The sequence below is a fragment of the Haloarchaeobius salinus genome, assembly GCF_024464185.1.
In the GTDB taxonomy this organism is placed as follows: Archaea; Halobacteriota; Halobacteria; order Halobacteriales; family Natrialbaceae; genus Haloarchaeobius; species Haloarchaeobius salinus.
Genome location: NZ_JANHAU010000001.1, coordinates 428,599 through 454,228 on the forward strand (window position 1 = coordinate 428,599; position 25,630 = coordinate 454,228).

General features: G+C 67.6%; 26 protein-coding genes. 15 read left to right on the plus strand and 11 right to left on the minus strand.

Annotated features, from left to right (window positions below; translation table 11 throughout):
• The first annotated feature begins 6 nt into the window (after nt 1-6).
• The 4 genes from NO345_RS02145 to NO345_RS02160 all read left to right on the plus strand — a co-directional run bounded on the left by NO345_RS02145 (nt 7) and on the right by NO345_RS02160 (nt 3,427).
• Nucleotides 7-1,761, plus strand: coding sequence for a Rieske (2Fe-2S) protein (locus tag NO345_RS02145; protein WP_256296088.1), 1,755 nt, complete (start codon nt 7-9; stop codon nt 1,759-1,761).
• Nucleotides 1,762-1,922: 161 nt separating this feature from the next.
• On the plus strand, nt 1,923-2,339 hold the full coding sequence (locus tag NO345_RS02150; RefSeq protein WP_256296089.1) for a hypothetical protein: 417 nt from the start codon (nt 1,923-1,925) through the stop codon (nt 2,337-2,339).
• Between the two features lie 36 nt (nt 2,340-2,375).
• A complete protein-coding gene (locus NO345_RS02155) occupies nt 2,376-2,873 on the plus strand; it encodes a DUF367 family protein (protein ID WP_256296091.1) in 498 nt (165 codons plus the stop codon).
• A 404-nt stretch (nt 2,874-3,277) separates the two neighbouring features.
• On the plus strand, nt 3,278-3,427 hold the full coding sequence (locus NO345_RS02160; protein ID WP_256296093.1) for a 50S ribosomal protein L40e: 150 nt from the start codon (nt 3,278-3,280) through the stop codon (nt 3,425-3,427).
• A 69-nt stretch (nt 3,428-3,496) separates the two neighbouring features.
• Here the strand turns inward: NO345_RS02160 and NO345_RS02165 are convergent, their stop codons facing one another.
• Nucleotides 3,497-4,111, minus strand: a complete 615-nt coding sequence (locus tag NO345_RS02165) for an MBL fold metallo-hydrolase (protein ID WP_256296094.1) — start codon at nt 4,109-4,111, stop codon at nt 3,497-3,499.
• Nucleotides 4,112-4,255: 144 nt separating this feature from the next.
• Between NO345_RS02165 and NO345_RS02170 the strand changes: the two genes are divergently transcribed.
• From NO345_RS02170 to NO345_RS02180, 3 genes are read left to right on the plus strand one after another with little or no spacing between them, the layout of a single operon-like run.
• On the plus strand, nt 4,256-4,432 hold the full coding sequence (locus NO345_RS02170; protein ID WP_256296095.1) for a DUF5786 family protein: 177 nt from the start codon (nt 4,256-4,258) through the stop codon (nt 4,430-4,432).
• Nucleotides 4,433-4,436: 4 nt separating this feature from the next.
• A complete protein-coding gene (locus NO345_RS02175) occupies nt 4,437-4,991 on the plus strand; it encodes an endonuclease dU (protein WP_256296096.1) in 555 nt (184 codons plus the stop codon).
• A 59-nt stretch (nt 4,992-5,050) separates the two neighbouring features.
• Complete coding sequence (locus NO345_RS02180) at nt 5,051-5,650, plus strand: uracil-DNA glycosylase (RefSeq protein ID WP_256296097.1); 600 nt, start codon at nt 5,051-5,053, stop codon at nt 5,648-5,650.
• Between the two features lies 1 nt (nt 5,651).
• On the opposite strand, the gene phnE is transcribed toward NO345_RS02180, so the two are convergent.
• The 3 genes from phnE to NO345_RS02195 form a co-directional block, all read right to left on the minus strand.
• Nucleotides 5,652-6,635: a phosphonate ABC transporter, permease protein PhnE gene (phnE, locus tag NO345_RS02185; RefSeq protein WP_256296098.1), complete on the minus strand. Its 984-nt coding sequence runs from the start codon at nt 6,633-6,635 to the stop codon at nt 5,652-5,654.
• Nucleotides 6,632-7,396: a phosphonate ABC transporter ATP-binding protein gene (gene phnC / locus NO345_RS02190; RefSeq protein WP_368407834.1), complete on the minus strand. Its 765-nt coding sequence runs from the start codon at nt 7,394-7,396 to the stop codon at nt 6,632-6,634. The genes phnE and phnC overlap by 4 nt, the downstream gene beginning before the upstream one ends.
• Nucleotides 7,397-7,470: 74 nt before the next feature.
• Nucleotides 7,471-8,436, minus strand: a complete 966-nt coding sequence (locus tag NO345_RS02195; RefSeq protein WP_256296099.1) for a substrate-binding domain-containing protein — start codon at nt 8,434-8,436, stop codon at nt 7,471-7,473.
• Between the two features lie 351 nt (nt 8,437-8,787).
• Between NO345_RS02195 and hisH the strand changes: the two genes are divergently transcribed.
• Both hisH and NO345_RS02205 read left to right on the plus strand, forming a co-directional pair.
• On the plus strand, nt 8,788-9,450 hold the full coding sequence (gene hisH, locus NO345_RS02200) for an imidazole glycerol phosphate synthase subunit HisH (protein ID WP_256296100.1): 663 nt from the start codon (nt 8,788-8,790) through the stop codon (nt 9,448-9,450).
• Between the two features lie 241 nt (nt 9,451-9,691).
• Entirely contained in the window at nt 9,692-11,911 is a 2,220-nt protein-coding gene (locus NO345_RS02205; protein ID WP_256296101.1) for a PPC domain-containing protein, read from the plus strand.
• On the opposite strand, the gene NO345_RS02210 is transcribed toward NO345_RS02205, so the two are convergent.
• On the minus strand, nt 11,908-12,228 hold the full coding sequence (locus tag NO345_RS02210) for a hypothetical protein (RefSeq protein WP_256297541.1): 321 nt from the start codon (nt 12,226-12,228) through the stop codon (nt 11,908-11,910). The genes NO345_RS02205 and NO345_RS02210 overlap by 4 nt on opposite strands.
• 181 nt (nt 12,229-12,409) lie before the next feature.
• Between NO345_RS02210 and NO345_RS02215 the strand changes: the two genes are divergently transcribed.
• The 3 genes from NO345_RS02215 (at nt 12,410) to NO345_RS02225 (ending at nt 15,188) form a co-directional block, all read left to right on the plus strand.
• Complete coding sequence (locus NO345_RS02215) at nt 12,410-13,519, plus strand: tRNA (guanine(26)-N(2))-dimethyltransferase (protein WP_256296102.1); 1,110 nt, start codon at nt 12,410-12,412, stop codon at nt 13,517-13,519.
• Nucleotides 13,520-13,639: 120 nt separating this feature from the next.
• Entirely contained in the window at nt 13,640-14,524 is an 885-nt protein-coding gene (locus tag NO345_RS02220) for a YihY/virulence factor BrkB family protein (protein WP_256296103.1), read from the plus strand.
• Nucleotides 14,517-15,188 (plus strand): ribonuclease BN, encoded by a 672-nt coding sequence (locus NO345_RS02225; RefSeq protein ID WP_256296105.1) that lies wholly within the window; start codon nt 14,517-14,519, stop codon nt 15,186-15,188. The genes NO345_RS02220 and NO345_RS02225 overlap by 8 nt, the downstream gene beginning before the upstream one ends.
• 47 nt (nt 15,189-15,235) lie before the next feature.
• Here the strand turns inward: NO345_RS02225 and glnA are convergent, their stop codons facing one another.
• Nucleotides 15,236-16,588 carry a type I glutamate--ammonia ligase gene (gene glnA, locus NO345_RS02230; protein WP_256296107.1) on the minus strand — a complete coding sequence of 451 codons (1,353 nt, stop codon included), beginning with the start codon at nt 16,586-16,588 and terminating at the stop codon, nt 15,236-15,238.
• A gap of 126 nt (nt 16,589-16,714) precedes the next feature.
• Here glnA and lrp point away from each other — a divergent pair, with 126 nt between their 5' ends.
• Nucleotides 16,715-17,173 (plus strand): HTH-type transcriptional regulator Lrp, encoded by a 459-nt coding sequence (gene lrp, locus NO345_RS02235; protein ID WP_256296109.1) that lies wholly within the window; start codon nt 16,715-16,717, stop codon nt 17,171-17,173.
• A gap of 145 nt (nt 17,174-17,318) precedes the next feature.
• Here the strand turns inward: lrp and thsB are convergent, their stop codons facing one another.
• From thsB to NO345_RS02255, 4 genes are all read right to left on the minus strand, one after another.
• On the minus strand, nt 17,319-18,971 hold the full coding sequence (thsB, locus tag NO345_RS02240; protein ID WP_368407835.1) for a thermosome subunit beta: 1,653 nt from the start codon (nt 18,969-18,971) through the stop codon (nt 17,319-17,321).
• 204 nt (nt 18,972-19,175) lie between these two features.
• Nucleotides 19,176-19,922 (minus strand): SOS response-associated peptidase, encoded by a 747-nt coding sequence (locus NO345_RS02245; protein ID WP_256296110.1) that lies wholly within the window; start codon nt 19,920-19,922, stop codon nt 19,176-19,178.
• A gap of 25 nt (nt 19,923-19,947) precedes the next feature.
• Nucleotides 19,948-21,063 carry a hypothetical protein gene (locus NO345_RS02250; protein ID WP_256296112.1) on the minus strand — a complete coding sequence of 372 codons (1,116 nt, stop codon included), beginning with the start codon at nt 21,061-21,063 and terminating at the stop codon, nt 19,948-19,950.
• A gap of 250 nt (nt 21,064-21,313) precedes the next feature.
• Nucleotides 21,314-22,174: a sulfurtransferase gene (locus NO345_RS02255; RefSeq protein WP_256296114.1), complete on the minus strand. Its 861-nt coding sequence runs from the start codon at nt 22,172-22,174 to the stop codon at nt 21,314-21,316.
• A gap of 284 nt (nt 22,175-22,458) precedes the next feature.
• Here NO345_RS02255 and NO345_RS02260 point away from each other — a divergent pair, with 284 nt between their 5' ends.
• Nucleotides 22,459-23,229, plus strand: a complete 771-nt coding sequence (locus NO345_RS02260; protein WP_438266755.1) for a sulfurtransferase — start codon at nt 22,459-22,461, stop codon at nt 23,227-23,229.
• Here the strand turns inward: NO345_RS02260 and NO345_RS02265 are convergent.
• Nucleotides 23,226-24,395, minus strand: a complete 1,170-nt coding sequence (locus NO345_RS02265) for an AI-2E family transporter (RefSeq protein ID WP_256296118.1) — start codon at nt 24,393-24,395, stop codon at nt 23,226-23,228. The two genes, NO345_RS02260 and NO345_RS02265, sit on opposite strands and share 4 nt — an antisense overlap.
• 148 nt (nt 24,396-24,543) lie before the next feature.
• Here NO345_RS02265 and NO345_RS02270 point away from each other — a divergent pair, with 148 nt between their 5' ends.
• A complete protein-coding gene (locus NO345_RS02270) occupies nt 24,544-25,626 on the plus strand; it encodes a thiamine ABC transporter substrate-binding protein (protein WP_256296120.1) in 1,083 nt (360 codons plus the stop codon).
• Nucleotides 25,627-25,630 lie beyond the last annotated feature (4 nt).

Below are 25,630 nucleotides of genomic sequence, written 5' to 3' on the forward strand. Positions count from 1 at the left end.
TGACCCATGGCAACTACCGACGAGGAGTTCGTGCGGGTCAGTACGCTCGCCCAGCTCCGCGACGAAGGGCGCGCACTCGTCACCGAAGGTGGGCACGCCATCGCCCTGTTCCACCACGAGGACGAGGTCCGGGCGGTGGACAACCGGTGCCCGCACATGGGTTTTCCACTCGTCGAGGGCACCGTCGACGAGGGCGTCCTCACCTGTCACTGGCACCACGCACGGTTCGAACTCGGTTGCGGCGACACGTTCGACCCCTGGGCCGACGACGTGGCGACGTACCCCGTCGAGGTACGTGACGGCGACGTGTTCGTCCGCCCACGGCCACGACGGGACGCCCCGCCGGCCGAACACTGGTCGAACCGCCTCCAGACCGGACTCGAGGAGAACCTGCGGCTCGTCGTCGCCAAGGCGGTCGTCGGGCTGGACGACGCCGGCGTGGACCGGACCGACGTGCTCGACCGCGGCGTCAGGTTCGGCACGAAGTACCGCGAGGACGGCTGGTCCTCCGGGCTGACCATCCTCGCAGCGATGGCGAACGTCGCACCGGAGCTCGATACCGACGACCGGAAGCGGGCGATGTACACCGGGCTCAGACACGTCGCCTCGGACTGTGCGGGCGAGCCGCCACGGTTCGCACAGCCGCCGTTCGAGCGCGAGGACGTCGACCCCGACCGGCTCGCGTCGTGGTTCCGCGAGAACGTCGAGGTCCGCGACGGGGACGGCGCGGAGCGCGTGCTCCGGACCGCCGTCGCCGCCTGCGACCGCGAGGGCGTGGAACGGATGCTCTACGCGGCCGCCACCGACCACCGGTACCTCGACACCGGGCACACGTTCGACTTCGTCAACAAGGCCATCGAGACGCTCGACCACGTCGGCTGGGACCACGCCGACGACACGCTCGCCAGTCTGGTTCCTTCGCTGACCGACGCCGAACGGAGCGAGGAGCTCTCCTCGTGGCGACAGCCGGTCGACCTCGCCGGACTGGTCGAGGATGTCACCGCGGAGCTGGACGACCTCGCGGCTCGCGGTGCGGACGACTCGTGGACCGAACCCGACGAGTTCCGGGCGCTGCTACTCTCGGACGACCCGCACGCCATCGTCGACGGGCTCCGCGACGCCATCGCCGACGGGGCGACGCCGGAGCAACTCGCGAGTACGGTCGCAGCGGCCGCCGCGACCCGTGTCGCGCAGTTCGGCACGAGCAACGAGTTCTCGGACTGGAACACGGTCCATCACACGTTCACCTACGCGAACGCGGTCCACCAGGCGACCCGACGGGTCGACGCGCCCGTACTCTACCGGGGGGTGCTCGACGGCGCGGTGAACGTCTACCTCGACCGGTTCCTCAACACGCCGCCCGCGCCGATACCAGAGCCGGCCGAGACGGATCGTAACCCGGAAGCCATCCTCGACGACCTCGACGGGACGTTCGACGCCGAAGGTCGGGTCAACGAGGCCGGCCGGCTCGTCGGCGAGTTCCTCGACGCGGGTGGCGACCCCGCCGACCTGCGGCGGCGACTCGGCCACGCACTGCTTCGGGAGGACGCGGGGTTCCACACGCTGCAGGCGCTCGAAGCCGGCTTCCGGCAGTTCGACTGCGCGAGCGACGAGCGCGACCAGCGGGTGGCCATGGTCGCCGTCGCGCGCTACCTCGCGGCGCACTTCCCGACGCGCCGGGAGGCCGAGCAGACGTTCACCATCGCGTCGCGGCTACTTCGTGGTGAGGCGGTTCACGAGGAGAGCGAGGCCGACGACTGAGCGAAGCGAAGGAGTCGGCCTCGTCCTCGCGAGCGGGGAGCGAAGCGACCCGCGAGCCGCCGAGCGAAGGGGTCGGCCTCGTCCTCGTGAGCGGAGGAGTCGGCCTCGTCGTCGCGACCGCTCTCGGAGCCTTTTACCCGATCCGGAACTACCTCTCGACCATGGTACGGTTTCGACTCGACGGCGTCCACGGCGGCTGGGAGGCCGCGGTCACCGGTCCCTCCGACCACGTGGAGTTCGCCGTCGAGACCGACGACGACACTGTGTACCAGGGATACGGCTCGATCCACTCCCTGCTCCGGCTCTACGACCTCGCGCGATTCGAACGAGCGGTCCACCCGTTGTTCCTCGGGTACGACGTGGCCGAGCGCGGCGGGACGGTCCTCGTCGACCTGCAGATGGGCCACGTCGAGACGAGCTACGACGAGCTACGGGACGCCATGGAGCCGTTCCTCGCCGAGCTGTTCGAGTCGATGGACGGGCAGACGGTCGGCGACCGCGCCGACCACATCGCCACGATGCAGGACCGAGAGCTGACGCTGGTCGACGTCGACGACCTGTACGACCGGCTGGTGTAGCGTGGCGCTTTTGCCCGCTGCCGGGCAACCACTGGTGTGAAGCTCCACGTCCGGTACGAGGGCGACGACGACCCCGACAAGTGCACCGCCCGGAAGCTCGCGAAGTTCGACCTCGCCGAGCTGCACCGCTCGAACCGGGCGACGCCGTACGGCCTGGTTCTGGACCCGCACGCGGAGCAGGCGCTCTCGCCGGCCGACGACCCCGACGCGCTCGTCGCGCTCGACTGCTCGTGGGAGAGCGCGGACGTGGACGCGTTCGACCTCCGCGGCGAGCACCGGGCGCTCCCGTTCCTCGTCGCCGCCAACCCGGTGAACTTCGGGAAGCCGTTCGCGCTCACGACCGTCGAGGCGCTGGCCGCGGCGCTCTGTATCCTCGGCGAGCGCGACCACGCCGAGCGGATCCTCGCGAAGTTCACGTGGGGCGAGACGTTCCTCGAACTCAACGACGAGCCGCTGCGGCGCTACGCGGACTGTGCCGACTCCACCGAGGTCGTCGCGGTCCAGGACGACTACCTCGCCGACGAGTCGGTGTAGCGAACAGACGGCGCGCTCACGGGTCGCGAGCTCCCCGTTCGCACTCGCGGAGCTGGCGAGACTCCTCCGTCGTCTTGCTGCGTTCCGCTCTCTCCGTTCGCGGAACCCTCGCTGGCGCTCGGCCCGCGCACTCCGCGCGAGGGTGTGCCGTGCTCCCGCCTCGGCCCCCGCGCGACCGTACTCAGGTCACGGTGGCTCTGGCTCCGGCTTCGTATTTGAAGGGTGCCCCGGCGATGGTCGCCGAGCGCCTCGGGGCTTTCTGGCCGTTGTCGACAGCAGAGACTCCAACGACAGACCGGAGTTTCCGGCTGTTCGAATCGGTCCCCTCTCCAAGTTCGAAACAGACTACAGCCCGCGGACGCACTCGGAAACGCTTTTACCCGCAGCACGGTGTAGGGAGGAGTATGGCACGATTCGAGGCTGCGGAGAAGCGGTCGCTCGAGAAGATGATCTGCATGCGCTGCAACGCGCGGAACCCGAAGCGGGCGGAGAAGTGCCGCAAGTGCGGCTACAAGAAGCTCCGTCCGAAGGCGAAGGAAGCGCGCGCGGCGTAGTCGCAGTCGTCTTTCTCGTCTCACCCGTACGGTGAGTAGCGACGCTGGCGCGTACGCTATCGGGGCCAGCTACTCGTCGGGGTACTTCGGCTCGCGTTTCTCTGCGCGGACGAGTGCGGTCTCGACCACGTCGCGGACGTCACCGTGGAAGGTGGAGCCGTGACCGGCGTACATGTACTCGACGGTGTCGGGCATCCTGTCGAGCAGGGTGCTGATGCTCTCGATGAGGCGTTCGCGGGACTGCCCGGCCATATCGGTGCGGCCGAAGCTGCCGTAGTCGAACGCGCCGTCGTCGTGGACGACGACGTCGCCGCTGAACAGGGTGGTGTCGCTGACCAGCGAGACGTGGTCCGCGGCGTGGCCGGGGGTGTAGACGACCTCGAAGCGCTCGTCGCCGATGACGACGTCGTCGCCGTCGGTGAGGGCGTGGGTGCGACGGGGGTGGTCGCCGTAGGCGTAGCAGTCGGGGTCGTCGAACGCCTCGAGCACCGCGTCGAGCTGGGCGACGTGGTCGCCGTGCTGGTGGGTGAGCACGACCGCGTCGAGGTGGTCGGTGTGCTCGCGGACGACGTCGACGACGCCGTCCATCGCCCCCGCGTCGACGAGTACCGTCCGGTCACCGACGGTGAGGTAGGCGTTGCAGGTGAACGTCTCCGCGTCGGCAGTGACGTTGTGGACTTCCATACACCGGCGTACGGCTGGTGGACTTAAGTGCTGACTGGAGCCTGCAACGAACTCAAGACACACTCCGATGGCCATTTCCGAACGTAATAAAAGCGGCGCGGCCGCCGTGGTTTTTTTGAGTCCGCCACGATTATTGTACAGTGTATGGGTTTCGGGAGCTACGACGAATCGGAACAGGACAATCAGAGCATCGACACAGAGCTCGACGAAGAGTCGGTCGATTCGCGCGAGACCGACCACCAGGGCCGAATCGAGTTCGAGAACGGGGCGAGCAACGACGAACTCATCGACCGACTGAAGGACATCAAAGACGACGGCTGACGCGATGAAAGCCGGCGTGCGGGCGGTCGGCATCGCCGAGTCCACGCAGGGGAACGTGAGCACGCTCGCCGGCGTCGTCGTCAGAGCGGATCGCACCGTCGATGGACTCTCTTTTGCGACGTGCACGGTCGGCGGGAGCGACGCGACCGACGCTGTCGTCGAGACGTACGAACGCCTCGGCCGCGAGGACGTCCGATACGTCGTCCTCGCCGGTCTCGCGCTGGCGTGGTACAACGTCGTCGACCTCCACGCCGTCCGCGAGGCGGTCGCCCGACCCGTGCTCTCGGTCACGTTCGAGGCGAGTCCGGGGCTCGAACCCGCCATCGAGGAGGCGTTCGACGGTCGGGCGCGTGAACGACGGCTCGAGGTGTACCGCCGCCAGCCGTCGCGAACGCCCGTCGCGGTCAACGACGAGACGGTGTACGTCCGTGCCGTCGGCGTCGACGACAGCGAGGCACGCGACGTTGTCCGCGCGTTCACCCCCGAAGGCGGCCGGCCGGAGCCGCTCCGTGTCGCCCGGTTCGCGGCGCGGGCCGGCGACGCGCTCCGCCGGGAGTGACGTGGAGCCGCCGGTGCCAGAGCGTAGCGGTTAGGTGGCCCGCCCACGCGTGGAGGCGTATGGAGACCATGGACGGGCTGGAGGTCCACGACTGCGAGCGCTGCCCGGCGCTCTGTGACTCCCGCAGCCGGATCGTCAACGGCGTCGGTCCCGCCGACGCCGACGTGCTGTTCGTCGGCGAGGCACCCGGCGCGAACGAGGACGAGCAGGGCGAGCCGTTCGTCGGCCGCTCCGGCGACGTGCTCACCGACACGCTCCGCGAGGTCGGCCTCGACCGCGAGACGGTCCGCATCACCAACTGCGTGCGCTGTCGTCCACCGGACAACCGCGACCCGCACGCCGACGAGCTCGAGAACTGCCGCCCCTACCTCGAGAGCGAGATCGACCTGGTCGACCCCGAGGTGCTCGTCACGCTCGGGAAGGTGCCCGCCGAACACCTGCTCGGGCGCTCCGTGGCGGTGACGAAGGAGGCCGGGGACCTCTCCGACGTTCGTATCGAGGGGGAGCCACGACGGCTGCTCGTCTGTGTCCACCCCGCCGCGACGCTGTACGACCCGAGCCAGAAGGAGACGTTCCTCTCGGCGCTCGAAACTGCCGCGGAACTGGTCGGCGGCCGCGAGAACGGGAGCGACGGGCAGTCCCGTCTCGGCGAGTTCTGAGCTACTTCCCGAGCGACTCCGTCATCCGCTGGGGGAACTCCTTCAGCAGCGTGAGGAAGCTCTTCGTCTCGGTGTCGCTTCGGAGGTGTGCGCGGGTCCGCTGGGAGACCATCTCGACGGAGATGACCAGGATGAGGATGACGAGGATGGTCGCCATCATGTTCGTGTAGTGGAACAGCTTGCGCTGGGTCTGGAGGACGTACCCGATACCGCCGCCACCGATGAGGCCCATCGTGACGGCGATGCGCGTGTTGATCTCGAAGATGTAGAGCGTCCACGCGATAAAGGGCGTGAACACCTGCGAGAGCATCCCGAAGACGACCGTCTGTGGTTTGTCCGCGCCGGTCGACCGGATCCCCTCGATGGGGCCCTCCTCGATCTCCTCCAGTTCGTCGGTGAACAGGCGACCGAGGTTCCCCATCGTGTCAGTCCCGATGGCCAGCGTCGCGGTGAACGGCGAGACACCGCCGAGCGGGATGTAGATGAGCGCCCACACCAGCGCCGGGATGGCGCGGATGGTGGACATGATGCCACGGAAGATGAAGTTGAGCGGGAACGGGAGCACCCGCTCCGAGCCCAGGATGCCCATGATGAGCGCGCCGGGGAAGCCGAGGACGGTCCCCGCAAAGCCCATCGCCAGGGTGACGATAGCCTGCTCCAGGAGACTCGCCTCCTGGATGAAGTCGAAGTACGCCCCGACGTCGATGAACGGGATGCCGACGACTGGCGCGAGCGGGAAGAACTGGCCGAGGGCCTCGAAGAACTCGCCACGGTATCGGTACAGCTCACCGATGGTGAAGCCGACCTCGCCGAGTGCGAGATAGAAGAGGAACCCGAAGACGACCGCGCCGACGAGCATCAGCAGCCGTCGGATGGTCTTGGCGCGCTTCAGCTCGATGAGCCGCTGTTCGACTGCTGTGTCGCCGGTGACGCCGAATCCGAAGCGGGCGAGGGTACCGCGCTCGGAGCCGTCGTCGGTACTCATACTGCGGCCTCCTCGCTCTCCGCACCGGAGTTCCGTGCGGCGTTGGTCTCCTGGCCGTAGATGCGGTCGACGGCCTCGATGGTGAGGTCGTCGAGCCCACCGTCGAACACCTTGTTCCCGTCTTTGAGGCCGATGAACCGGCTCCCGAACTCGCGAGCGATGTTCACCTGGTGGAGGCTGGCGACCGTCGTGATGTCGCGTTCCTCGGCGGCCGTCCGGAGGTAGCTCATCACGGTCTCCGCGCTCGCGGGGTCGAGGCTCGCGACCGGCTCGTCGGCGAGCAGCGTGGTCGGGTCCTGGACGAGCGCACGCGCGATGCCGACGCGCTGTTGCTGGCCCCCGCTCATGCTCCCCGCCCGTTGGTCGGCCTCCGCGAGGAGCCCGACGGTGTCGAGCGCTTCGAGTGCCTCAAGCTTGTCGTCGTGCGAGTACATGCTCAGCATGCTCTTGAGGAACTGTGTCCGGTTGAGCGCCCCCGTCAGGGCGTTCGTGTAGGCGGAGGCCTCGGTGAGGACGTTGTGCTGCTGGAACACCATGGCGATGTCGTCACGGGGACCGACGACCTCGTTCCCGTCGATGCTGACGGTTCCCTCGGTCGGCGTCGTGAGACCGTTGAGACACCTGAGAAGCGTCGACTTCCCTGCTCCCGACGTGCCGAGGAGAATCGCGAACTCACCGGACTCGATGGTGAACGAGATATCTGATAGCGCTTGCACGTCCCCGTATGATTTGCTTAGATTTTCGACTTGTATGCGGCCCATTGTTGGTTCTGTGTCCGTGGCGAAATATGAAAGGTGTGAATTGTTCGAAGCGGGCGGTACGTGACTGCTACCGGTTACTGACCCAGTTCGACGCCGAGTGCGTCGATGACGTTCTGGACGGGCTGGTAGTCTTCGACCGAACCCTCCGCGAGGCCGGTGAACCAGAGTTCCGCCTCCGCGTCCTCGTCGATCAGGTCGGACTCCTCGGCCGCCAGCAGGGCGTCGACACAGCGGCTCTTGACGTCGTCGTCGAGGCCCGAACGGATGAGGATGGGTGCACGGGGGATCGGGTCGGAGCAGCTGAGCAGCCGCAGCTCCTGCTCGTCGGTCGCGCTCCCGGCGTTGTCCCACTCCGCGGAGACCTCCTCGAACTGGGAGGGGAACTGGTCCTTGGGGACGTGGGCCGCGGTGGAGAACGCTCCGGTCCCGGCGGCGGCGACCTCGGACCGGTTGATGAGCGTCTCGCGAGCGGTGGAGTGGTCGGACCACTGGCCGGTGAAGTCCTCGGGCTCACCCTCGGGCGCACCGCCGGTGTCGAGACCGGCATCGTTCAGCATGTACAGCGGGAACAGCGAGCCGCTGGTCGACAGCGAGTCGGCGAAGGCGATCGTCTCGCCCTCGAGGTCGGTGAGCTCCTCGATGTCGCTATCCGGCAGGGTCGTGATGAGCGAGAAGTACCGGGATGCACCGTAAGCGATGCGGATACCGGCGACCTCGGCGATGTCCTGCTCGCCGGCCTGGAGCGCGATGGCCGGTGCCGCGTCCGCGATGTCCGACTGGTCGCTGTCGAGTGCCTGTAGGACCGCCGCGTAGTCCGCGGCGACGGTGGACTCGATGGTCACGTCGGCCTCGGACTCGAGGTAGTCGAACATCGGCTGATACTGCGTCTGAATGTCCACGTCGGACTCCGCCGGAGTCAGCGTGAACGTGATCGTATTAGAACTGCCACCACCGAAGCTCCCGATGCATCCCGAGAGCCCGGCGATTCCGGCTGTTCCCACTGCACCAGTTGCTTTGAGGAAGCTGCGTCGACTTTCCATTGCGAATCAATTCAAAGTTCTTGATATCGCTATTAAAAGTTCCTAATCTATCTACGTAGAACTACGTAGACCACAGGATCAACGGGTCTACACGCGCTGTTACGGGTTGGATGCCCGCAGTCAGTCGATTCCTGTTATTGGATGAGCGACACAAACTCGATAGACGGGAGCGGCCTGTTTCGAGCAGCCGGCTGTTCGGAAGCAACTCCTCGTGTCTATGTAGACCGACGTTCCTAATCACCGTCACCCCGCGCCGGAAAATCAGCATCGGGCCGGACAGAATCGAACGGCGGTGTGGCGAGCGTGACCGCAACGGAAACGCACTTGCGCGCCGGGGCAGTACCCGTTCACATGAGCACGCAGTCGCACTCACGCGAGCAGGAGACGCTCGCCGACGTCGTCGTCGTCGATTACGGGCTTGGGAACCTCCGGAGCGTCTCGCGCGGGATCGAACGCGCCGGCGCGTCGGTCAGTATCGACAGCGACCCCGAAGCGTTCGCCGAGGCGGACGGCGTCGTCCTCCCGGGCGTCGGCGCGTTCGGCGAGGGGATGGAGAACGCCGAGTCGGTGCGGGACGCGCTCGTCGAGGTGGCCGAGTCCGACACGCCGCTCTTTGGCATCTGTCTCGGAATGCAGATGCTCCTGACGGAGAGCGAGGAGGCGGAGCGCGAGGGCCAGGGCGACGTGAAGGGCCTGGACCTGATCCCGGGCCGCAACGTCCGGTTCGAGGCGGGCCAGACGGTCCCCCACATGGGCTGGAACGACCTCTCGGTGCAGCGCGAGCACCCCCTCGTCGAGGGCATCGACGGCCGCTACGCGTACTTCGTCCACTCCTACTACGCCGTCCCCGACGACGAGGGCGCGGTCGTCGCGACGACGGACTACGGCGTCGAGTTCCCCGCCATCGTCGCCAACGACGACGGCACCGTCTTCGGCACGCAGTTCCACCCCGAGAAGTCCGGCGAGACCGGGCTGACGATACTGCGGAACTTCGTCGAGCTCTGTGCGGAGTAACCGGCACTGGACGTGGGTCGACTGACCTGCCAGCCACTGGCATTCCACATGTAGCTACGCCGAAATGGCTCGCGCCGTGAATGACGACTGATGTCCTCCGGTTTCGGCGTATGTACTCCCGTCACCCCACGTCTGTCGGCCGTAGCGGTCCCGAACGGGCGCTTCTCGGAGTCGACGTTTCCGGATTACGGGTACCCATCGACCAAAAGAATAATCACATGGAAACGTTCATCTCTGGACAATGTCTCTCGAAGATGAACGACGGCGGTCGATACTGTTGGCCGGTGCAACGGCGCTGACCGGCGGGCTCGCCGGGTGTACGGGGCTCCTCGAAGAAGCAGCCCCCGAGGACGGGACCGAGAACGGGACTGCGACGTCGACACCGACGGCTGCTCCGACGACGACTGCGGAACCCATCGACCTCCCCGTCGAGGGCGAGGCGACGCGCATCGAGTACGGTGCGACCGTCTCGGGTGAGCTCACGGCCGACACACCCTCGGACCCCCAGTTCGAGGGCCACTACGAGCCCTACACGTTCGTGGGCTCGGCCGGCGACATCGTGCACATCTCGATGAACTCCCCGGGCGGCGACACCTACCTCTACCTGCTCGACGAGCAGGGGAACGTCCTCGAGGAGAACGACGACGATGCAACCAGCCTCAACTCCGCTATCACCGGGTTCGAGCTCCCGTCCGACGGCGGCTACGTCATCCTCGCGGCGAGCTTCAGCGACACCATCGACTTCGCGTACGAACTCTCGCTCACACAGGTGCGGAGCGACCTGCGCTCCATCGCCGTCGGGGAGACCCGGACGGGGGTCATCGACAGCAGCGACCCACAGAGCAGTCAGTTCAACGGCTACTACGAACCGGTCACGCTCGAGGTCGGGAGCGAGATGTCGGTGAACGTCTCGATGTCCTCCGTGGACGGCGATACCTACCTCTACATCCTCGACCCGGACGACAACGTCATCGGGGAGAACGACGACTTCAGCGGCCTCGACTCGTTACTCCTCAACTTCACCCTCCCCGAGGCAGGGGAGTACACCATCGTCGCGGCGAGCTTCGAGCCTGAAGGGACGTTCACCTACGAGCTCTCCGTCACCGACGCGACCGCGACGCAGTCCATCTCCGTCGGCGAGACCATCGAGGGCGAGCTCAGCAGCGACGACGGCCAGCTCCCGGCGCTCAACGGCTACCACGACTTCATCGACCTCGACGTCGACAGCGACGTCACGGTCGACATCGAGATGAGCTCCTCGGGTGGCGACACCCTCCTCGCGGTCCTCGATGCGAGCGGAACCGTCGTCGCGGCCAGCAACAGCCGCAACGCCGGTATCCCGCAGCTCTCGGTCCCTGCGAACAGCGACTACACCATCGTCGCAACCAGCTTCGATCCGACCGCGACGTTCGCGTACGAGCTGTCGGTCACCGAGAGTGAGTCGCTGCCGGACCTGCGTTCCATCTCCGTCGGGGAGACGCGCACCGGCGGTATCGACACGAGCGACCCCCGCGAGAGTCGGTTCAACGGCTACTACGAGCCCGTCACGCTCGACGCACCCACCGGCACCACGGTGGACATCTCGATGAGCTCCGCGAACGGCGACACCTACCTCTACGTCCTCGACCCGAGCGGAACTGTCGTCGCTCAGAACGACGACCACGACGGTCTCGACTCCCGTGTCTCACGGCTCACGCTCTCCGAGAGCGGCGACTACACCATCATCGCCACCAGTTTCTCCGAGGAGGGGACTTTCGAGTACGAGCTCTCCGTCACGGAGGGGTCGGACCTGACGCCCACGCAGTCGATCGCGCCCGGCGAGACGCTGACCAGCGAACTGGACCCGAACGATCCTCAGAGCGACCGGTTCAACGGCTACTACGAGCCCATCGCGCTCGACGCGCCGACCGGCAGCACGGTGAACATCTCGATGAGCTCCGACGACGACACCTACCTCTACCTGCTCGGCCCCGACGGGCAGGTCGTCGCCCAGAACGACGACTACAACGGCCTCGACTCGCGGATATCGTCGTTCACGCTCTCGGAGACCGGCGAGTACACCATCATCGCCACCAGCTTCGACTCGGGTGCGACGTTCGAGTACGAGCTCTCCGTCGCCGAACTGGACGGCGACCTCCGGTCCATCTCCGTCGGCGAGACCCGTACCGGTGTCCTCGATACGAGCGACCCTCGTGAATCCCGGTTCAACGGCTACTACGAGCCCGTCACGCTCACCATCGACAGCGCGACGACCGTCGACATCGAGATGACCTCGGCCGACGACACGTACCTCTACCTGCTCGGCCCGAACGACCAGATCATCGCGGAGAACGACGACTACAGCGGTCTCGACTCCGCCATCGTCGACATCCCGCTCGACCCCGGCGAGTACACCATCATCGCGACGAGCTTCTCGGCCAGCGCGACGTTCGAGTACCAGCTCTCGGTCAGGCAGGCCTAGAGGAACTCCCTGACCTCGGAGTACCACATGTCGTGGTGGTCGACCGCGCCGACCCGCTCGGCGATGGGCACCGCCAGGGCGTGCCAGCACAGCTCGGTCGGGTCGGTCGGGTCCAGGTTGTACTCGGCGTCCTTGCACGTGCAGCCGCCGTCCTCGACGATGTACTCGTCCTCGTAGCCGACGACGACCGTGAAGTCCCGGTAGCGCTTCACACGCCCCTCCGAGACGGCCTCGATGGCGTGCTTGCCGCGGTCGCCGTGGACGTTCATTATCTGCTCGACCGCCTCTGGCGTCAGCTCGCCCGCCTCGTCGAGCATCCCCTTCCACGCCGCCACGGCACGCTCGCGCTCCTCGTCGGTCACGCGACCCACCCGGCGGCGATGCCCTCAATCACTGTCGCGTCGTTCGGTCGGGGGTGTGAAAACAGTTCGGACGCCCCGGCGACCGTCGTCCCACCACATCGCATCCCTTTTCGCCCACCGCCACCCACGGACCCGCATGGACGTCACGGAGGGCAACGTCACGGTCTCGGTGCCCGAGCAGGACGGCGAGGGCACCCACGAGTCGGTCTTCTTCAACCCGGTCCAGGAGTTCAACCGCGACCTGACCGTCGCGGTCCTCCGGGCGTACCGCGAGCGCGAGGACCGCGCCGACACCTACCTCGACGCGATGACGGCCTCCGGAGTCAGGGGGGCTCGCGCCGCCGCCGAGGGCTGGGAGGTGACCTGCTGTGACATCGACGAGGAGGCGGTCGAACTCGCCCGGGAGAACCTCGCCCGGAACGACCTCGACGGCGCGGTCGTCCACCGGAACGTCAACGCGCTCATGCACGACGACTACTTCGACGTTGTCGACCTGGACCCGTTCGGCACGCCGATGCCCTTCGCCGACGCCGCCTTCGCCAACACGCGGGACCTGCTCTGTGTCACCGCCACCGACACCGCGCCGCTCTGTGGCGCGCACTTCGACTCCGGCGTGCGCTCGTACGCCGCCGTCCCGCGCAACACCGACTACCACGCCGAGATGGGCGTGCGAATCCTGCTCGGCGCGCTCGCCCGGGCCGGCGCGCGCTGGGACACCGGCATCACGCCGTTGCTCACCCACGCGACCAGCCACTACGTCCGCACCTACCTCGACCTCTCCGGGCGGGCCACCGACGCCAACGCCAGCATGGACGAGCTGGGCTTCCTCCACCACTGCGAGGACTGCCTCCGGCGCGAGGCCGAGCAGGGCCTCATCCCGCACCCGCCCGAGACGTGCCCGCGCTGCGACGGCAACCGGGTGCTCACCGCCGGGCCGCTCTGGCTCGGCTCCTACCGCGACCCCGAGTTCGTCGCCGACGTGCGCGACCGGGTCACCGACGACATGGGCACCGCCGACCGCGCACGCGACCTCTGTGACACGCTCGAAGCGGAGCTCGACGAGCCCAGCCACTACGACCAGCACCGCCTCTGCAAGCTCTGGGGCCGCGGCGCGAGCGGGATGGACGAGTTCCTCGACGCGCTCCGGAACGCCGGGTTCTCGGCCTCGCGGGCGCACTACGGCGGCACGACGTTCAAGAGCGACGCGACGATTCCGGAGATGCGCGCGGCGACAGCGGATATCTGACCCCGGGTTCTCGTCGGGACGGATGCGTGTCGGCCGTGGACGACCCCGGCGTCTCCAGTGGCCCGCATCCGCACCGTCTTCGACGACGGGCTTTTTGGGCGAGTCGTCGTAGTCGGAGGTGTGTCACTCCCGTCAGCGGTCAAGCGCGTCGTCTCGCTCGTCGTGGCGGTCGTCGCCATCGCGCGCGACGAACAGCTGACGTTCCTCGCGGCGGCCATCGCCTACTACGCGTTCGTCTCGCTGTTCCCGCTCGCGCTGCTGGTCGTCGCGGTGGCGACCGCGGTCGGCGGCGAGCAGCTGGCGAACGACGTGGTCGCGATGGGCGGGGAGACCCTCACGCCGGCGAGCCAGGAGGTGCTGCGGAACGCGCTCGTCGGCGGCCAGGGCCGTGGCGGCGCGACCATCGTCGGGCTCGTGGTGCTGGTCTGGAGCTCGCTGAAGGTGTTCCGTGCCATCGACCGGTCGTTCTCGGCGGTGTACGGCCACGGGCTGGAGCAACCACTCGGCGACCAGCTCGTCGACGCGGGCATCGGCCTCGCGGCGGTCGGCCTCGCCGGCGGGGTCGCGGCCGTGGTCACCATCGCGGTGAACCTGCTGAACCTGCCGTACGGGGGCGTCGTCGGCGGGGTGGTCACCGTGGTCGCGCTCGGGCTGGTGTTCTTCCCGCTGTACTACATCTTCCCGCACGCCGACGTGACCGTTCGCGAGGCCCTGCCCGGCTCGGCGTTCGCGGCGCTGAGCTGGACCGTCCTGAGCGTCGTCTTCTCCGTCTACGCGACGGAGTACGCGACGGGCTACGCGGTGTACGGCGTCGTCGGCGGTATCCTGCTGCTGGTGACGTGGCTCTACCTCGGCGCGCTCGTCCTGCTCGTCGGGGCGGCGCTGAACGCCGTGCTGGCCGGTCGCAACCTCGCGACGGAGGAGCTGGACGCGACTCTCGACCGGCACCTTCAAAGCGCGGGCCTGCGACAAGACGAAGCGACAAGGAACAGCGACGATGCCTGAGGACGAGACGGACGACCCCACCGAGCAGGGCACCGACGCGACCGAAGACGACGCACCAGCGAGCGAGGAGGACGCGGGCGAGGAACCGCCCGCGGACGACGGACCGGACGATGGCGATACCTCCGGCGACGCTGGCGGCACGGGTGGCGACGAACCCGGCGATGGGGGTCCAGACGGCGACGGCGGCACCGGCAGCGGCGGCTCCGAGGACGACGACCGGACCGACCGCGAACGCGAGATCGACCGGCTGTACGAGCGGCTGGCCGACCTCGAGGACGAGGTCGAGGGCAGCCGCGCCAGCAAGGACTCCGTCGCCGACCTCCGCGAGGAGCTCGCCGAGTTCGAGGACGACGTGCAGTCCCGCACCGTCAACCGCGACGAGATGCGGGGCGAGCTCAAGCGCTACGTCCGTCGGAAGCTCCGGCGCGGCCACGCCCGCGGCTGGGGTCCGTACGTCGTGCTGCTCTACGGCACCGTGATGACGCTCGGGCTGCTGTACACGCCCCGACTCCAGGGCGACGGCTGGGTCGTCCTCGCCATGATCATCATCTGGCTGTCGACGCTCGGGCTGTACGTCCTGTTCGTGCTGTTCGGACTGACGTTCTCCGTGCTCGGTATCCCGGGCCGGCTCCGGGACCGCGTGCAGGAGTGGCGGTCGAGCTAGACCGGGTCTGAACGGGGTATCGACGCGGCGAAAATACGATTCGGGTTCTAGAACTTCTCGAGGTACCGGTCGAGCTCCCACTCGGAGACGTCGACGAGGTAGTCCTTGAACTCGGCACGCTTGGCCTCGGTGAACTTCTCGTAGACGTGGTCGCCGAGCGCGTCGGCGACGACCTCGTCCTCCTCGAGGGCGTCGACGGCCTCGCCGAGGTTCGTCGGGAGCGTCTCGATACCGTACTCCTCGCGCTTCTGTTCGTCGAACTCGTAGATGTTCTCGCGGACCGGGTCGGGGCACTCGAGGCCCTGCTCGATGCCGTCGAGGCCGGCGTGGATGAGCGCGGCGAACGCGAGGTACGGGTTGCACGACGGGTCGGGGAAGCGCGCCTCGATGCGGCTCGCCGCCGGGACGCGGGCGGCGGGCTTGCGGATGAGCGCGGAGCGGTTGCGGTCGGACCACGCGACGTACACCGGGGCCTCGTAGCCGGGGACGAGGCGCTTGTAGGAGTTCACGGTCGGGTTCGTGACGGCGGTGATGGCCGGCGCGTGTTCGAGGACGCCGGCGGTGAACTGCTTGGCCGTCTCGCTCAGGTTGAACTCGTCGTCGTCGTCGTGGAACGCGTTCTCGCCGTCCTCGAACAGCGAGATGTGGGTGTGCATGCCGGAGCCGTTGATGCGCGGGATGGGCTTGGGCATGAACGTCGCGTGCAGCTCGTGCTCGGCCGCGATGGCGCGGACGACGGACCGGAACGTCGCGACGTTGTCGGCCGTCGAGAGGGCGTCGTCGTACGTGAAGTTGATCTCGTGCTGGCCCTCGGCGACCTCGTGGTGCGAGGCTTCGATGTCGAAGCCCATCGACTCGAGGCCGTAGATGATGTCACGACGGACGTCGCTGGCGAGGTCCTTCGGCGCGAGGTCGAAGTAGCCGCCGGCGTCGTTGGTCTTGGTGGTCGCGCGGCCGTCCTCGTCCTCCTCGAACAGGAAGAACTCGGGTTCGGGCGCGGCGTTGATGTCGTACCCGAGCTCCTCGGCACGCTCGATGGCACGCTTCAGGACGCCACGCGGGTCGCCGGAGAACGGCTCGCCGGTCGAGGTGTCCATCACGTCACAGATGAGGCGTGCCGCCGCACTGTCCTCGGTCTGCCGCCACGGGAGGATGGCGAAGGTGCTCGGGTCGGGCTCGAGCCGCATGTCCGACTCCTGGATGCGGACGAAGCCGTCGATGGACGACCCGTCGAAGTAGATACCCTCCTCGAACGCCTTCTCGGCCTGGCTCGCCGGCACGGAGACGTTCTTGACGGTGCCGAGGATGTCGGTGAACTGGAGCCGCAGGAAGTCCACGTTCTGTTCCTCGATCTGTTCGAGCACCGCCTCCTCGTCCGCGCTGAAGTTTCCGCTTGTCATCTTTCTGGTCGCCTAATCCAACTATTGCCAGTACTAAAACCCTACTGTTACGCGCAAATCTCTACCTCTCCAGACGAAACTGGATGTTCGTAAACTTCTAATGGCTGGGGACGTACCGTGGATACAATGACGTACGAAAATCTCGACGCGAAGTTGGTGAATGCACTTCTGAACAACGGCGACGCGAGCCTGCGGAGCCTCGCCGAGCAGCTCGACGTCTCCGTGACGACGGTCTCGAACCACGTCTCCGCCCTCGAAGAGGATGGCGTCATCCGGGGTTACACCCCGAAGGTCGACTACGACCTGCTCGGCTACGACGTGACCGCCGTCCTCCAGCTCAAGGTCGAGGGGAACGCACTGCCCGACATCACCGAGCGGCTCCGCGCGGAGAAGCAGATGGTCTCGGTCTACGAGGTCACCGGCGACTACGACGTCATCGCCATCGGGAAGTTCACCGACACGGACGGGATGAACGACCAGATCAAGCGCCTGCTCACCGACCCCGACATCAAGGAGTCGAACACCAGCGTCGTGCTGAACTCCGTCTGCGAGAACGAGCAGTTCGCGCTCGAAGTGGACGACTGAACGGAACTCCTTCTCCGGCGGTCACACGCTCGGGAGTGGCGACGCTCGCGGTTCGCGGCGTCCGAAAAAACGGATCGGTTTCGCGTCGATGCGGCGTGGTGGGACGTGTGGCCTGGTGGCCGATGGAAGTCGGTCGTGGCCGAACTTACATCGCGCCGCCCATGCCGCCCATACCGCCCATGCCACCCATGCCGCCGGGTGCGCCGCCCTCGTCGCCGCCCTTGTCGGTGCTCAGGTCGCCGGCGGCGATGATGTCGTCGATCTTGAGGACGAGGTTCGCGGCCTCCGTGGCGGAGGACAGGGCCTGCTCCTTGGAGTGCGCGGGCTCGACGATGCCGGCCTCGAAGGTGTCCTCGACGTCGCCGCTGAAGACGTTCAGCCCGGCGCGCTTCTCGCCGCTCTCGTGGGCTGCGCGCAGGTCGACGAGCGTGTCGATGGAGTCCAGCCCGGCGTTCTCGGCGAGCACGCGCGGGACGAGCTCCAGGGAGTCCGCGAACGCCTCGACGGCGAGCTGCTCGCGGCCCTCGACGCTGTCGGCGAAGTTGCGGAGGCGGTCCGCGACCTCGACCTCGATCGCGCCGCCGCCGGCGACGACGCGGCCGTCGGAGACGGTCTGTGCGACGACGTCGAGCGCGTCGGTGACGCCGCGCTCCAGCTCGTCGACGACGTGGTCGGTGGAGCCACGCAGGAGGAGCGTCACGCCGTGGGCGTTCTCCGCGCCCTTCACGTAGAACAGCTCGTCCTCCTCGTCGCGGCTGACGGTGCCGAAGCCGAGGTCCTCGGGACCGAAGTCGTCGAGGTCCGAGACGATGTTCGCGCCGAGGATCTCACGCAGGAAGCGCACGTCGGCCTTCTTGACGCGGCGCACGGCGAGGATGCCCTCCTTCGCGAGGTAGTGCTGGGCGAGGTCGTCGATGCCCTTCTGGCAGAAGACGACGTCCGCGCCGGAGTCGACGATCTGCTGGACCTTCTGCTTGAGCTGCTTCTCCTCCTGGTCGAGGAACTGCTGGAGCTGGCTCGGGTCCGTGACGTTGACCTCGGTGTCGACGTCGGTCTCCTCGATCTCGACGGCCTCGTTGAGGAGGAGGATGTTGGCGTCAGTCGCCTCGGTGGGCATGTTGTCGTGGACGGGGTCCTTGTCGATGACCGCGCCCTTCAGGAGCTCTGAGTTGGAGGCCGACTGACCCGTCTGGGTCTCGATGTTGAGGTACTCCATGTCGACCTGCTCCTCGACGGTGACCGACTGGATGGCCTCGACGATGATCTCGGCGAGGTGCTCCTTGTCGAGCTCGGCACCCTTGCCGGTCATCGAGGTCTCGGCGACCTTCCGGAGGAGGTCCTCGTCGTCGGCGTCGACGTCCTCGGAGATGTCGTCGATCTCCTCGCGGGCCTGCTGGCTGGCGAGGTGGAAGCCCTTGATGATGGCGGTCGGGTGGATGTCCTGCTCGAGGAGGTCCTCGGCGTTCTTCAGGAGCTCGCCCGCGACCGCGACGGCCGTCGTGGTGCCGTCGCCGGCCTCGTCCTCCTGCGTCTCGGCGACCTCGATGATCATCTCGGCCGTCGGGTTGTCGATGTCCATCTCCTTGAGGATGGTGACGCCGTCGTTCGTGATGGTGACGTCGCCCATCGAGTCGACGAGCATCTTGTCCATCCCTTTCGGGCCGAGTGTGGAGCGTACGGCCTCGGCGACCGCGCGCGCGGCCTGGATGTTGTAGTCCTGCGCGTCGCGGTCCTTGACGCGCTGGGAGTCCTCGCTCATCACGATCATCGGCTGTCCCTGCTGCATTCGCTGGCTCATGGTCACCCGAAGCTATGAATGTGATTCTATATAAAAGTTGGTGTTCGGGTTCGATGGGGAGCCCGTCGTCGGACAGCCAGTGAACGGAGAAAACGCAACACGGTGGCCGATTCGCCGACCGACTTTGACAACAACTAACACGAACCAGACGGATGAGCGGTGCTCCACGCCCGGGCTTTTATATACTTTCGATGGTCCGGGAGGCTACCTCGCCGCGTCGACCGGCTCGACCACGACCGGGCTGTCGTTCGACGGGTCGTTCACCGCCGTCGACACCGGGTACGCCCGCATCGCGTCGGCGGGGTAGGGGTCGAGTAGCGTCTCGGCCTCGTCGGCGTCGCCGTGGAGCCACGTCTCGTACTCGTCGGGCGCGAGCAGCACCGCCATCCGGTGATGGAGCTCCGAGACGAGTCCGTTCGGCTCCGTCGTCAGTACGGTGAAGGAGACGTGGCGTTTCCTCTCGGGCTCGGCCGACCCGCCCCCGAAGGCGTCGAGCCCCGGCTGGCGCTCGACGCCCTCCCAGACCGCGAACAGCCCCGCCATCGCGAACGGGGCGTCGTCCCGCATCGCCACCCGGTAGGGCTGCTTGCGGTCGCCGCCCGTCTCGACCCACTCGTAGAAGCCGTCGGCGGGGACGAGACAGCGGCCGGCCGCGAGCTCGTCACCCCCGCTTTCTGTCCCGGATTCGAACGCCGCCCGGAACGTCGGCTTCTCGCGTACCGTCTCCGACCGCGCGTTGATGGGCTTGCTCGCGTCGGCCGGGTCGTCGGCCCACGACGGGACGAGCCCCCAGTTCGCGTACGAGAGCTCGTCGTCGCCGTCGCTCCGAATCACTGGCAGGTCCTGCGACGGCGCGGCGTTGTACCGCGGCTCGAACCGCTCGGGCACCCGGACGCCGAACGCCGAGGCCAGCTCGTCGGGTTCGACGAACAGACTGTACCGTCCACACATGGCCGCACGTACGTGCGGGAACTACTTACGACCGTGCATCGCGGTCGTCGTCATCGTCGTCGTCGTCCGCCCGACGGTCGCGCCGCCGTCGGCTCCGGTCACGCCCCCCTCGACGTCGTTCGCTGTCACGGCGGTAGCGACGCTCGTCCGAACCACGACGCTCACGACGCTCGTCCGAACCACGACGCTCGCCGCGGCTGCGTCCGGTGTCGCGGTCCTCCCGGTCGCTCCGCCCGCGGCGCTCTCGACGGTTCTCGCGGTCGCGCCGGCGTCGATTCCGGCCCTCGCTTCGGTCGCGCCCGCCCCGCCGGTCAGCCCGCTCGCGGCGCTGGTCCGGCTCACGTCGGCTCGTCGGTGCCTCGTCAGGCTTCGCTGCCGCGGACTCGATGTCGGGGTCGTAGCTCCCGTCGCTGCCGCCGGAGCCGCTCCCGCGCCGGTCGGCCACCGCCGCCGCCGTCTTCGATTTCACCGTCCCGCCCGCGTCGACGCTCTTCTTCGCGGTCCCCTTCGCGGCGAGCCACGTCGTGTGCAGCGACTCGAACGTGTAGAAGCCCGCGAGGATGCAGCCGACGAACAGGAACAGCACGGCGTCGACCTGGCCGCCGAGCATCGGCACCGTCACGTTGTACTCGACGCCGATCAGGCTCAGCGCGAGCGTCGCCGCCCCGCCGACGCCGAACCCCGCGTACCGGCTCACCTTCTCGGCGGCGGTCAGCAGCGTCCACACCAGCCCCGCCAGTGCCGCGATAGAGGCCACCGCATCGAACAGCTGTGCGGCGTACTCCTCACCGACGAGCAACCCGATGGTCCGGCGAGCCAGCCGCCGTCCGACCACCTTCGCGGTGACGACGAGCAGGCTCCCGGTGCCGAACACGAACAGCCCGGTGACCAGCGTGTTGCCCTCGGCCAGTCCGAGGACGGTGTCCGCCACCGCCAGGACGAACCCCAGCGCGAGGCAGTACGCGGTCCCGGCGACTGCGTACCGTTTCCGCTCCGCCGTCGCGAGCAGCATCGGCACGATGGCCGCCGTCATCCCGAACAGGAGCGGGATCGCTGGGGCAGTCGGTAGCAACGCGAGCGTGACCAGTGTCACGACGACCCCTATCGCCGTCGCGTGTCGGAAGTCGAGGTCCTCCTTCATGTCCCTCGCCAACACGCCTCTGTGCGATAAAATTACTGCCCACTGTCAGGAACGGCTCGGGGGATCGGGAGCCGCTGGAGTCGCTATGGAACCGGGAGTCACTTGCGTGGCCTCGCCCTGCTCGCGGGTTACTACGTTCCCCGCTCGCTGTTCCGAGGCCGACTCCTCCACTTCGTTCAGTCGTCGGCCTCGCCCTGCTCCACGGCTCCCTGACGGTCGCCGTTCCGCTACGAGGCTTCGCTCCCTGCGGTCACTCAGCCTCGCCCGTCTCTATCGGCGCGCCGACCAGGTTGCCCCACTCGGTCCAGGAGCCATCGTAGTTGATGGCGTCCTCGTAGCCGAGCAGTTCGTGGAGCGCGAACCAGGCGACCGACGAGCGCTCGCCGATGCGGCAGTACGCGACGGTCGTCGAGTCGCCGTCGATGCCCTTGTCGGCGTAGAGCTCGCGGATCTCCTCGGCGGTCTTGAACGTGCCGTCGTCGTTCGTCACGGCCGCCCACGAGATGTTCTGTGCGCCGGGGATGTGGCCGCCGCGCTGGGCGGTCTCCTGCAGTCCCGGGGGTGCGAGAATCTCGCCGGTGAACTCCTCGGGCGAGCGCACGTCGACGAGCGGGACGCCGCGCTCGATGGCGTTCTCGACGTCCTCGCGGTACGCGCGGATGCTCTCGCGCGGGCCGCTGGCGGTGTACTCGACGGCGTCGAACTCCGGCACGTCCGTCGTGAGCGGGTAGTCGTGTTCGAGCCAGTAGTCGCGGCCGCCGTCCATGAGCTTCACGTCGTCGTGGCCGTAGTACTTGAACTGCCAGTACGTGTACGCCGCGAACCAGTTCGAGTTGTCGCCGTAGAGGACGACCGTGGAGTCCTCGGTGATGCCGTGGCTGCCGAGGAGGTCCTCGAAGTCGTCCTTCGTGAGGATGTCACGGGTGGTCTGGTCCTGGAGCTGTGTCTCCCAGTTGAAGCCGATGGCCCCGGGCGCGTGGCCCTCGTCGTAGGCCTCGGTGTCCACGTCGACCTCGACGAGTCGGTGTGCGGGGTCGTCGCTCTGGAACTTCTCGAGGTTGCTCTCCACCCAGTCGGCGGAGACGAGTACGTCTTTGGCGTATTCCGTCATACACACCCTACTTATCTCCACAGGGGTATATTCCTGTGGCACCCCGGCATGACCCGCCGGTCATCGGCCGAACCGGAGAGAATCGCCGCGAGTTCGGGCTCGCGGTCGTGGGAGCGCGACCCACGCCCCGTCCCGTTGGCACAGCGACCCCCGACCTGTCCACGACTGGATACGTGTTCGCGACCCAACAAACGGTAACATCTGCCGGGCTCTACGAGACGGGGCGTTCCGCCGGCATCGTGGGTGCTTAACCGGGCCGAGCCGTAGCGCCACCCATGACAGACGTGCCACGGGTGGTCCCCCGGGAGTGGCTCGCCGACGAACTGGAGGCGGTGCGGGTCGTCGACGTACGCGACGCCTGGGAGTACGAGGGCATCGGCCACATACCCGGCGCGGTCTCGGTGCCGTTCGACTCGTACCGCGACGAGGAGAGCGACGCCCCCGGCACCCTGCCCGACGCCGACGCCTGGAACGCGCTGCTCTCGGCGGCCGGCATCGCGAACGACGACACGCTCGTCGTCTACGACGACACCCACGGCGTGTTCGCCGCGCGGTTCGTCGTCACCGCGCTCGCGTACGGCCACGACGACGTCCACCTGCTCGACGGCGACTTCTCGGCGTGGCGGCTCGACTATGCGACCGAGAGCGGCAGTCCCGAGGTCGCGCCGACGGAGTACGAGGGCCGGTTCGACGAGGGCTGGCCGCTGGTCGACGCCGAGGACGTGCTCGCCGCGCTCGACACCGACGCCGTCCTCGTCGACACCCGCGAGGACTGGGAGTACGCGGAGGGCCACATCCCCGGCGCGCAGCTGCTCGACTGGCGCGAGTTCGTCGACGAGGCGAGCCGCGGCCTCAAGCCCGAAGCCGAACTCAGGGAACTGCTCGAAGTACGCGGCATCACGCCCGACAGGCGGGTGATCCTCTACTGCAACACCGCCCGGCGCATCAGCCACACCTACGTCGTCCTCGACCACCTCGGCTACGACGATGTCTCGTTCTTCGAGGGGAGCCTCACCGAGTGGGAGACCGTCGACGGCCCGCTGGAGACGGCCTAGGCGTCGTCCGCAGTCGGGTCGTCGCCCGGAGTTCCCTCGCGGGCGTCGTCCACATCCGCCCCGCCGTCGGTGTTCGCACCGTCGGTGCCCGGCGGCGGCTCCTCGGCGCTGTCGGTCCAGTCGCCGTCGACGCCCTCGTCCGACGTCGCCTCGTCTGCCAGCGTCTGCTCGTCCTGCACGGGGACCTCTGCTACCTCTTTGGAGAGCTGCGTGACGCTCTCCGTGAACAGTGCGACTGCCAGCGGCCCCATGATGACCCCGACCGGGCCGACTGTGAGCAGGCCACCGATGAAGCCGACGAAGTAGAGACTGCCCGGCATGTCGGCGGTCATCGCCGCCAGCCGCGGCCGGATGATGGCGTCGGGCAGGTACGCGATGACGACGCCCCCGGCGATGACCATGAGGATCGCCGCGTTCACGTCGCCGACGCTCAGATGGTAGAGCGCGACCGCTCCGATGAGCAGGCTCGGCCCGATGACCGGGAGGAACTGGAGGATGCCCGCGATGACCGCCATCGTGACGGGGTAGTCGTAGCCCAGCGCCCAGAACGTCGGCAGCGCCATCGCGAACGTTCCGACGGCCGTGGCGATCTGGAGCAGGTAGATGGCCTGCAGCGTGTCCTTCGTACGTTCGTGGAGCGCGAGTGCGGCGTCCCGGTACCCGACGGGGACCACACCGAGGGCGGTCTTATACGCGCGGTCCTGCCCGACGAGGAAGCCGAAGAGCACCATCACGAACACGAGTATCTTCAGACTGAGGTCCGGCGCGGCGCGTGCCGCGTCCTCCAGTAGCACCGTCAAGAAGTCCAGGGCCATCGATTGGGCCTCCTCCAACGAGAGCTCGTACGCGGTCCCCAGGACGACCAGTGAGAACGACTCCGGCAGCGTCTCGACGAGACTGAACAGCTGCTCCCGGCGGAGGTACACGACCACGAACAGCGGCGAGAACACCACTACCCCGCCGACGAAGGTGGTGATGGTCGTGGCGACCGCCGCCCAGTACTTGGGGATGCCGCGGGCTTCGATCCGCTTCTGGAGGGGGAGCACGACGCTCGCGACCGTCAGCGCGAAGAACACCGTCCCGAACACCTCGGAGATGACCCACCAGGTGAGTAGGCCCACGACGACGACGACCAGCGCGAGTCCGAGTCGACGGTCTAACTCCATCTGTTGACTACGTCACCGCGAGGATAGAAAAATACACCGCCGTATCGAGACCGCTCGCAGTCTGCCGGAAATCACCGAGGACGACGACGTGACGGTCCGCCCCACAACATCACGCCCCTTTTGTACCACCGAGTGCAATCACCCACTAATGAGACGCAGAGCGTTCCTGAGTGGTGCAGGGTCGGTCGGCGCACTCTCGCTCGCCGGCTGCCTGACCCAGGTCGGTGGTGGGGGCGAGCCGAGCGGCACGCTGACGGTCGCGACGTACGAGTCCTTCGTCGACTCGCCGTCGTCCAGCCCCGGTGCGTGGATCAAGGACAACTTCGAGGCCGAGTACGACGACGTGACCGTCGAGTACGTCACGCCCGAGAACGGCGTCACGAACTACGTGCAGCGGAGACAGCAGGGCGCGTCGGTCGACGCCGACGTCTACGTCGGGCTGAACGTGGACGACCTCGTGACCATCGACGCCACGCTCGGCGACGACACGCGGCTGTTCCGCGAGATCGACCGCGACTTCGTGCCGAACGCCGAGCACCTCCGCCCCGAGCTGGAGTTCGGCGACCCCCGGAGCCGCGTCCTCCCGTACGACACCGGCTACATCAGCCTCGTGTACGACGAGGGCGAGGTCGACGAGCCGACGACGTTCGCGGACCTGACGGACCCGGCCTACGAGGACGCCCTGCTGGCCCAGAACGCCCAGAGCGCCGACTCCGGGCAGGCGTTCCTGCTCTGGACCATCAACGAGTTCGGCACGGACGGCTACCTCGACTACTGGCGCGACCTCCAGGCCAACGGCGTGCGCATCCTCGGCAGCTGGTGGGAGGCCTACAGCGCGTACCTCGAGTCCCAGCGCCCGATGGTCGTCTCCTACTCGACCGACCAGGTGTTCGCCAACGTCGACGACCTCCCGATGAGCCGCCACCAGATCGGCTTCCTCGAGGACCAGGGCTACGCAAACCCCGAGGGGATGGCGGTGGTCGAGGGCACCGACAACGTCGACCTCGCCACGGACTTCTTCGACTTCATGCTCCGCGGCGAGACGCAGGCCGAGATCGCGGTCCGGAACGTCCAGTTCCCCGCCGTCACCGACGACCAGGTCGACCTCGAGGACTCGTTCGCACAGTACGCCTTCCGCCCGCCCGAGCCCGTCTCCTTCGGCTACGAGGAGCTCGAGGGGAACCTCTCGGGGTGGGTCGAGGAGTGGGCCCGCACCATCGCGAGCAACTGATGCG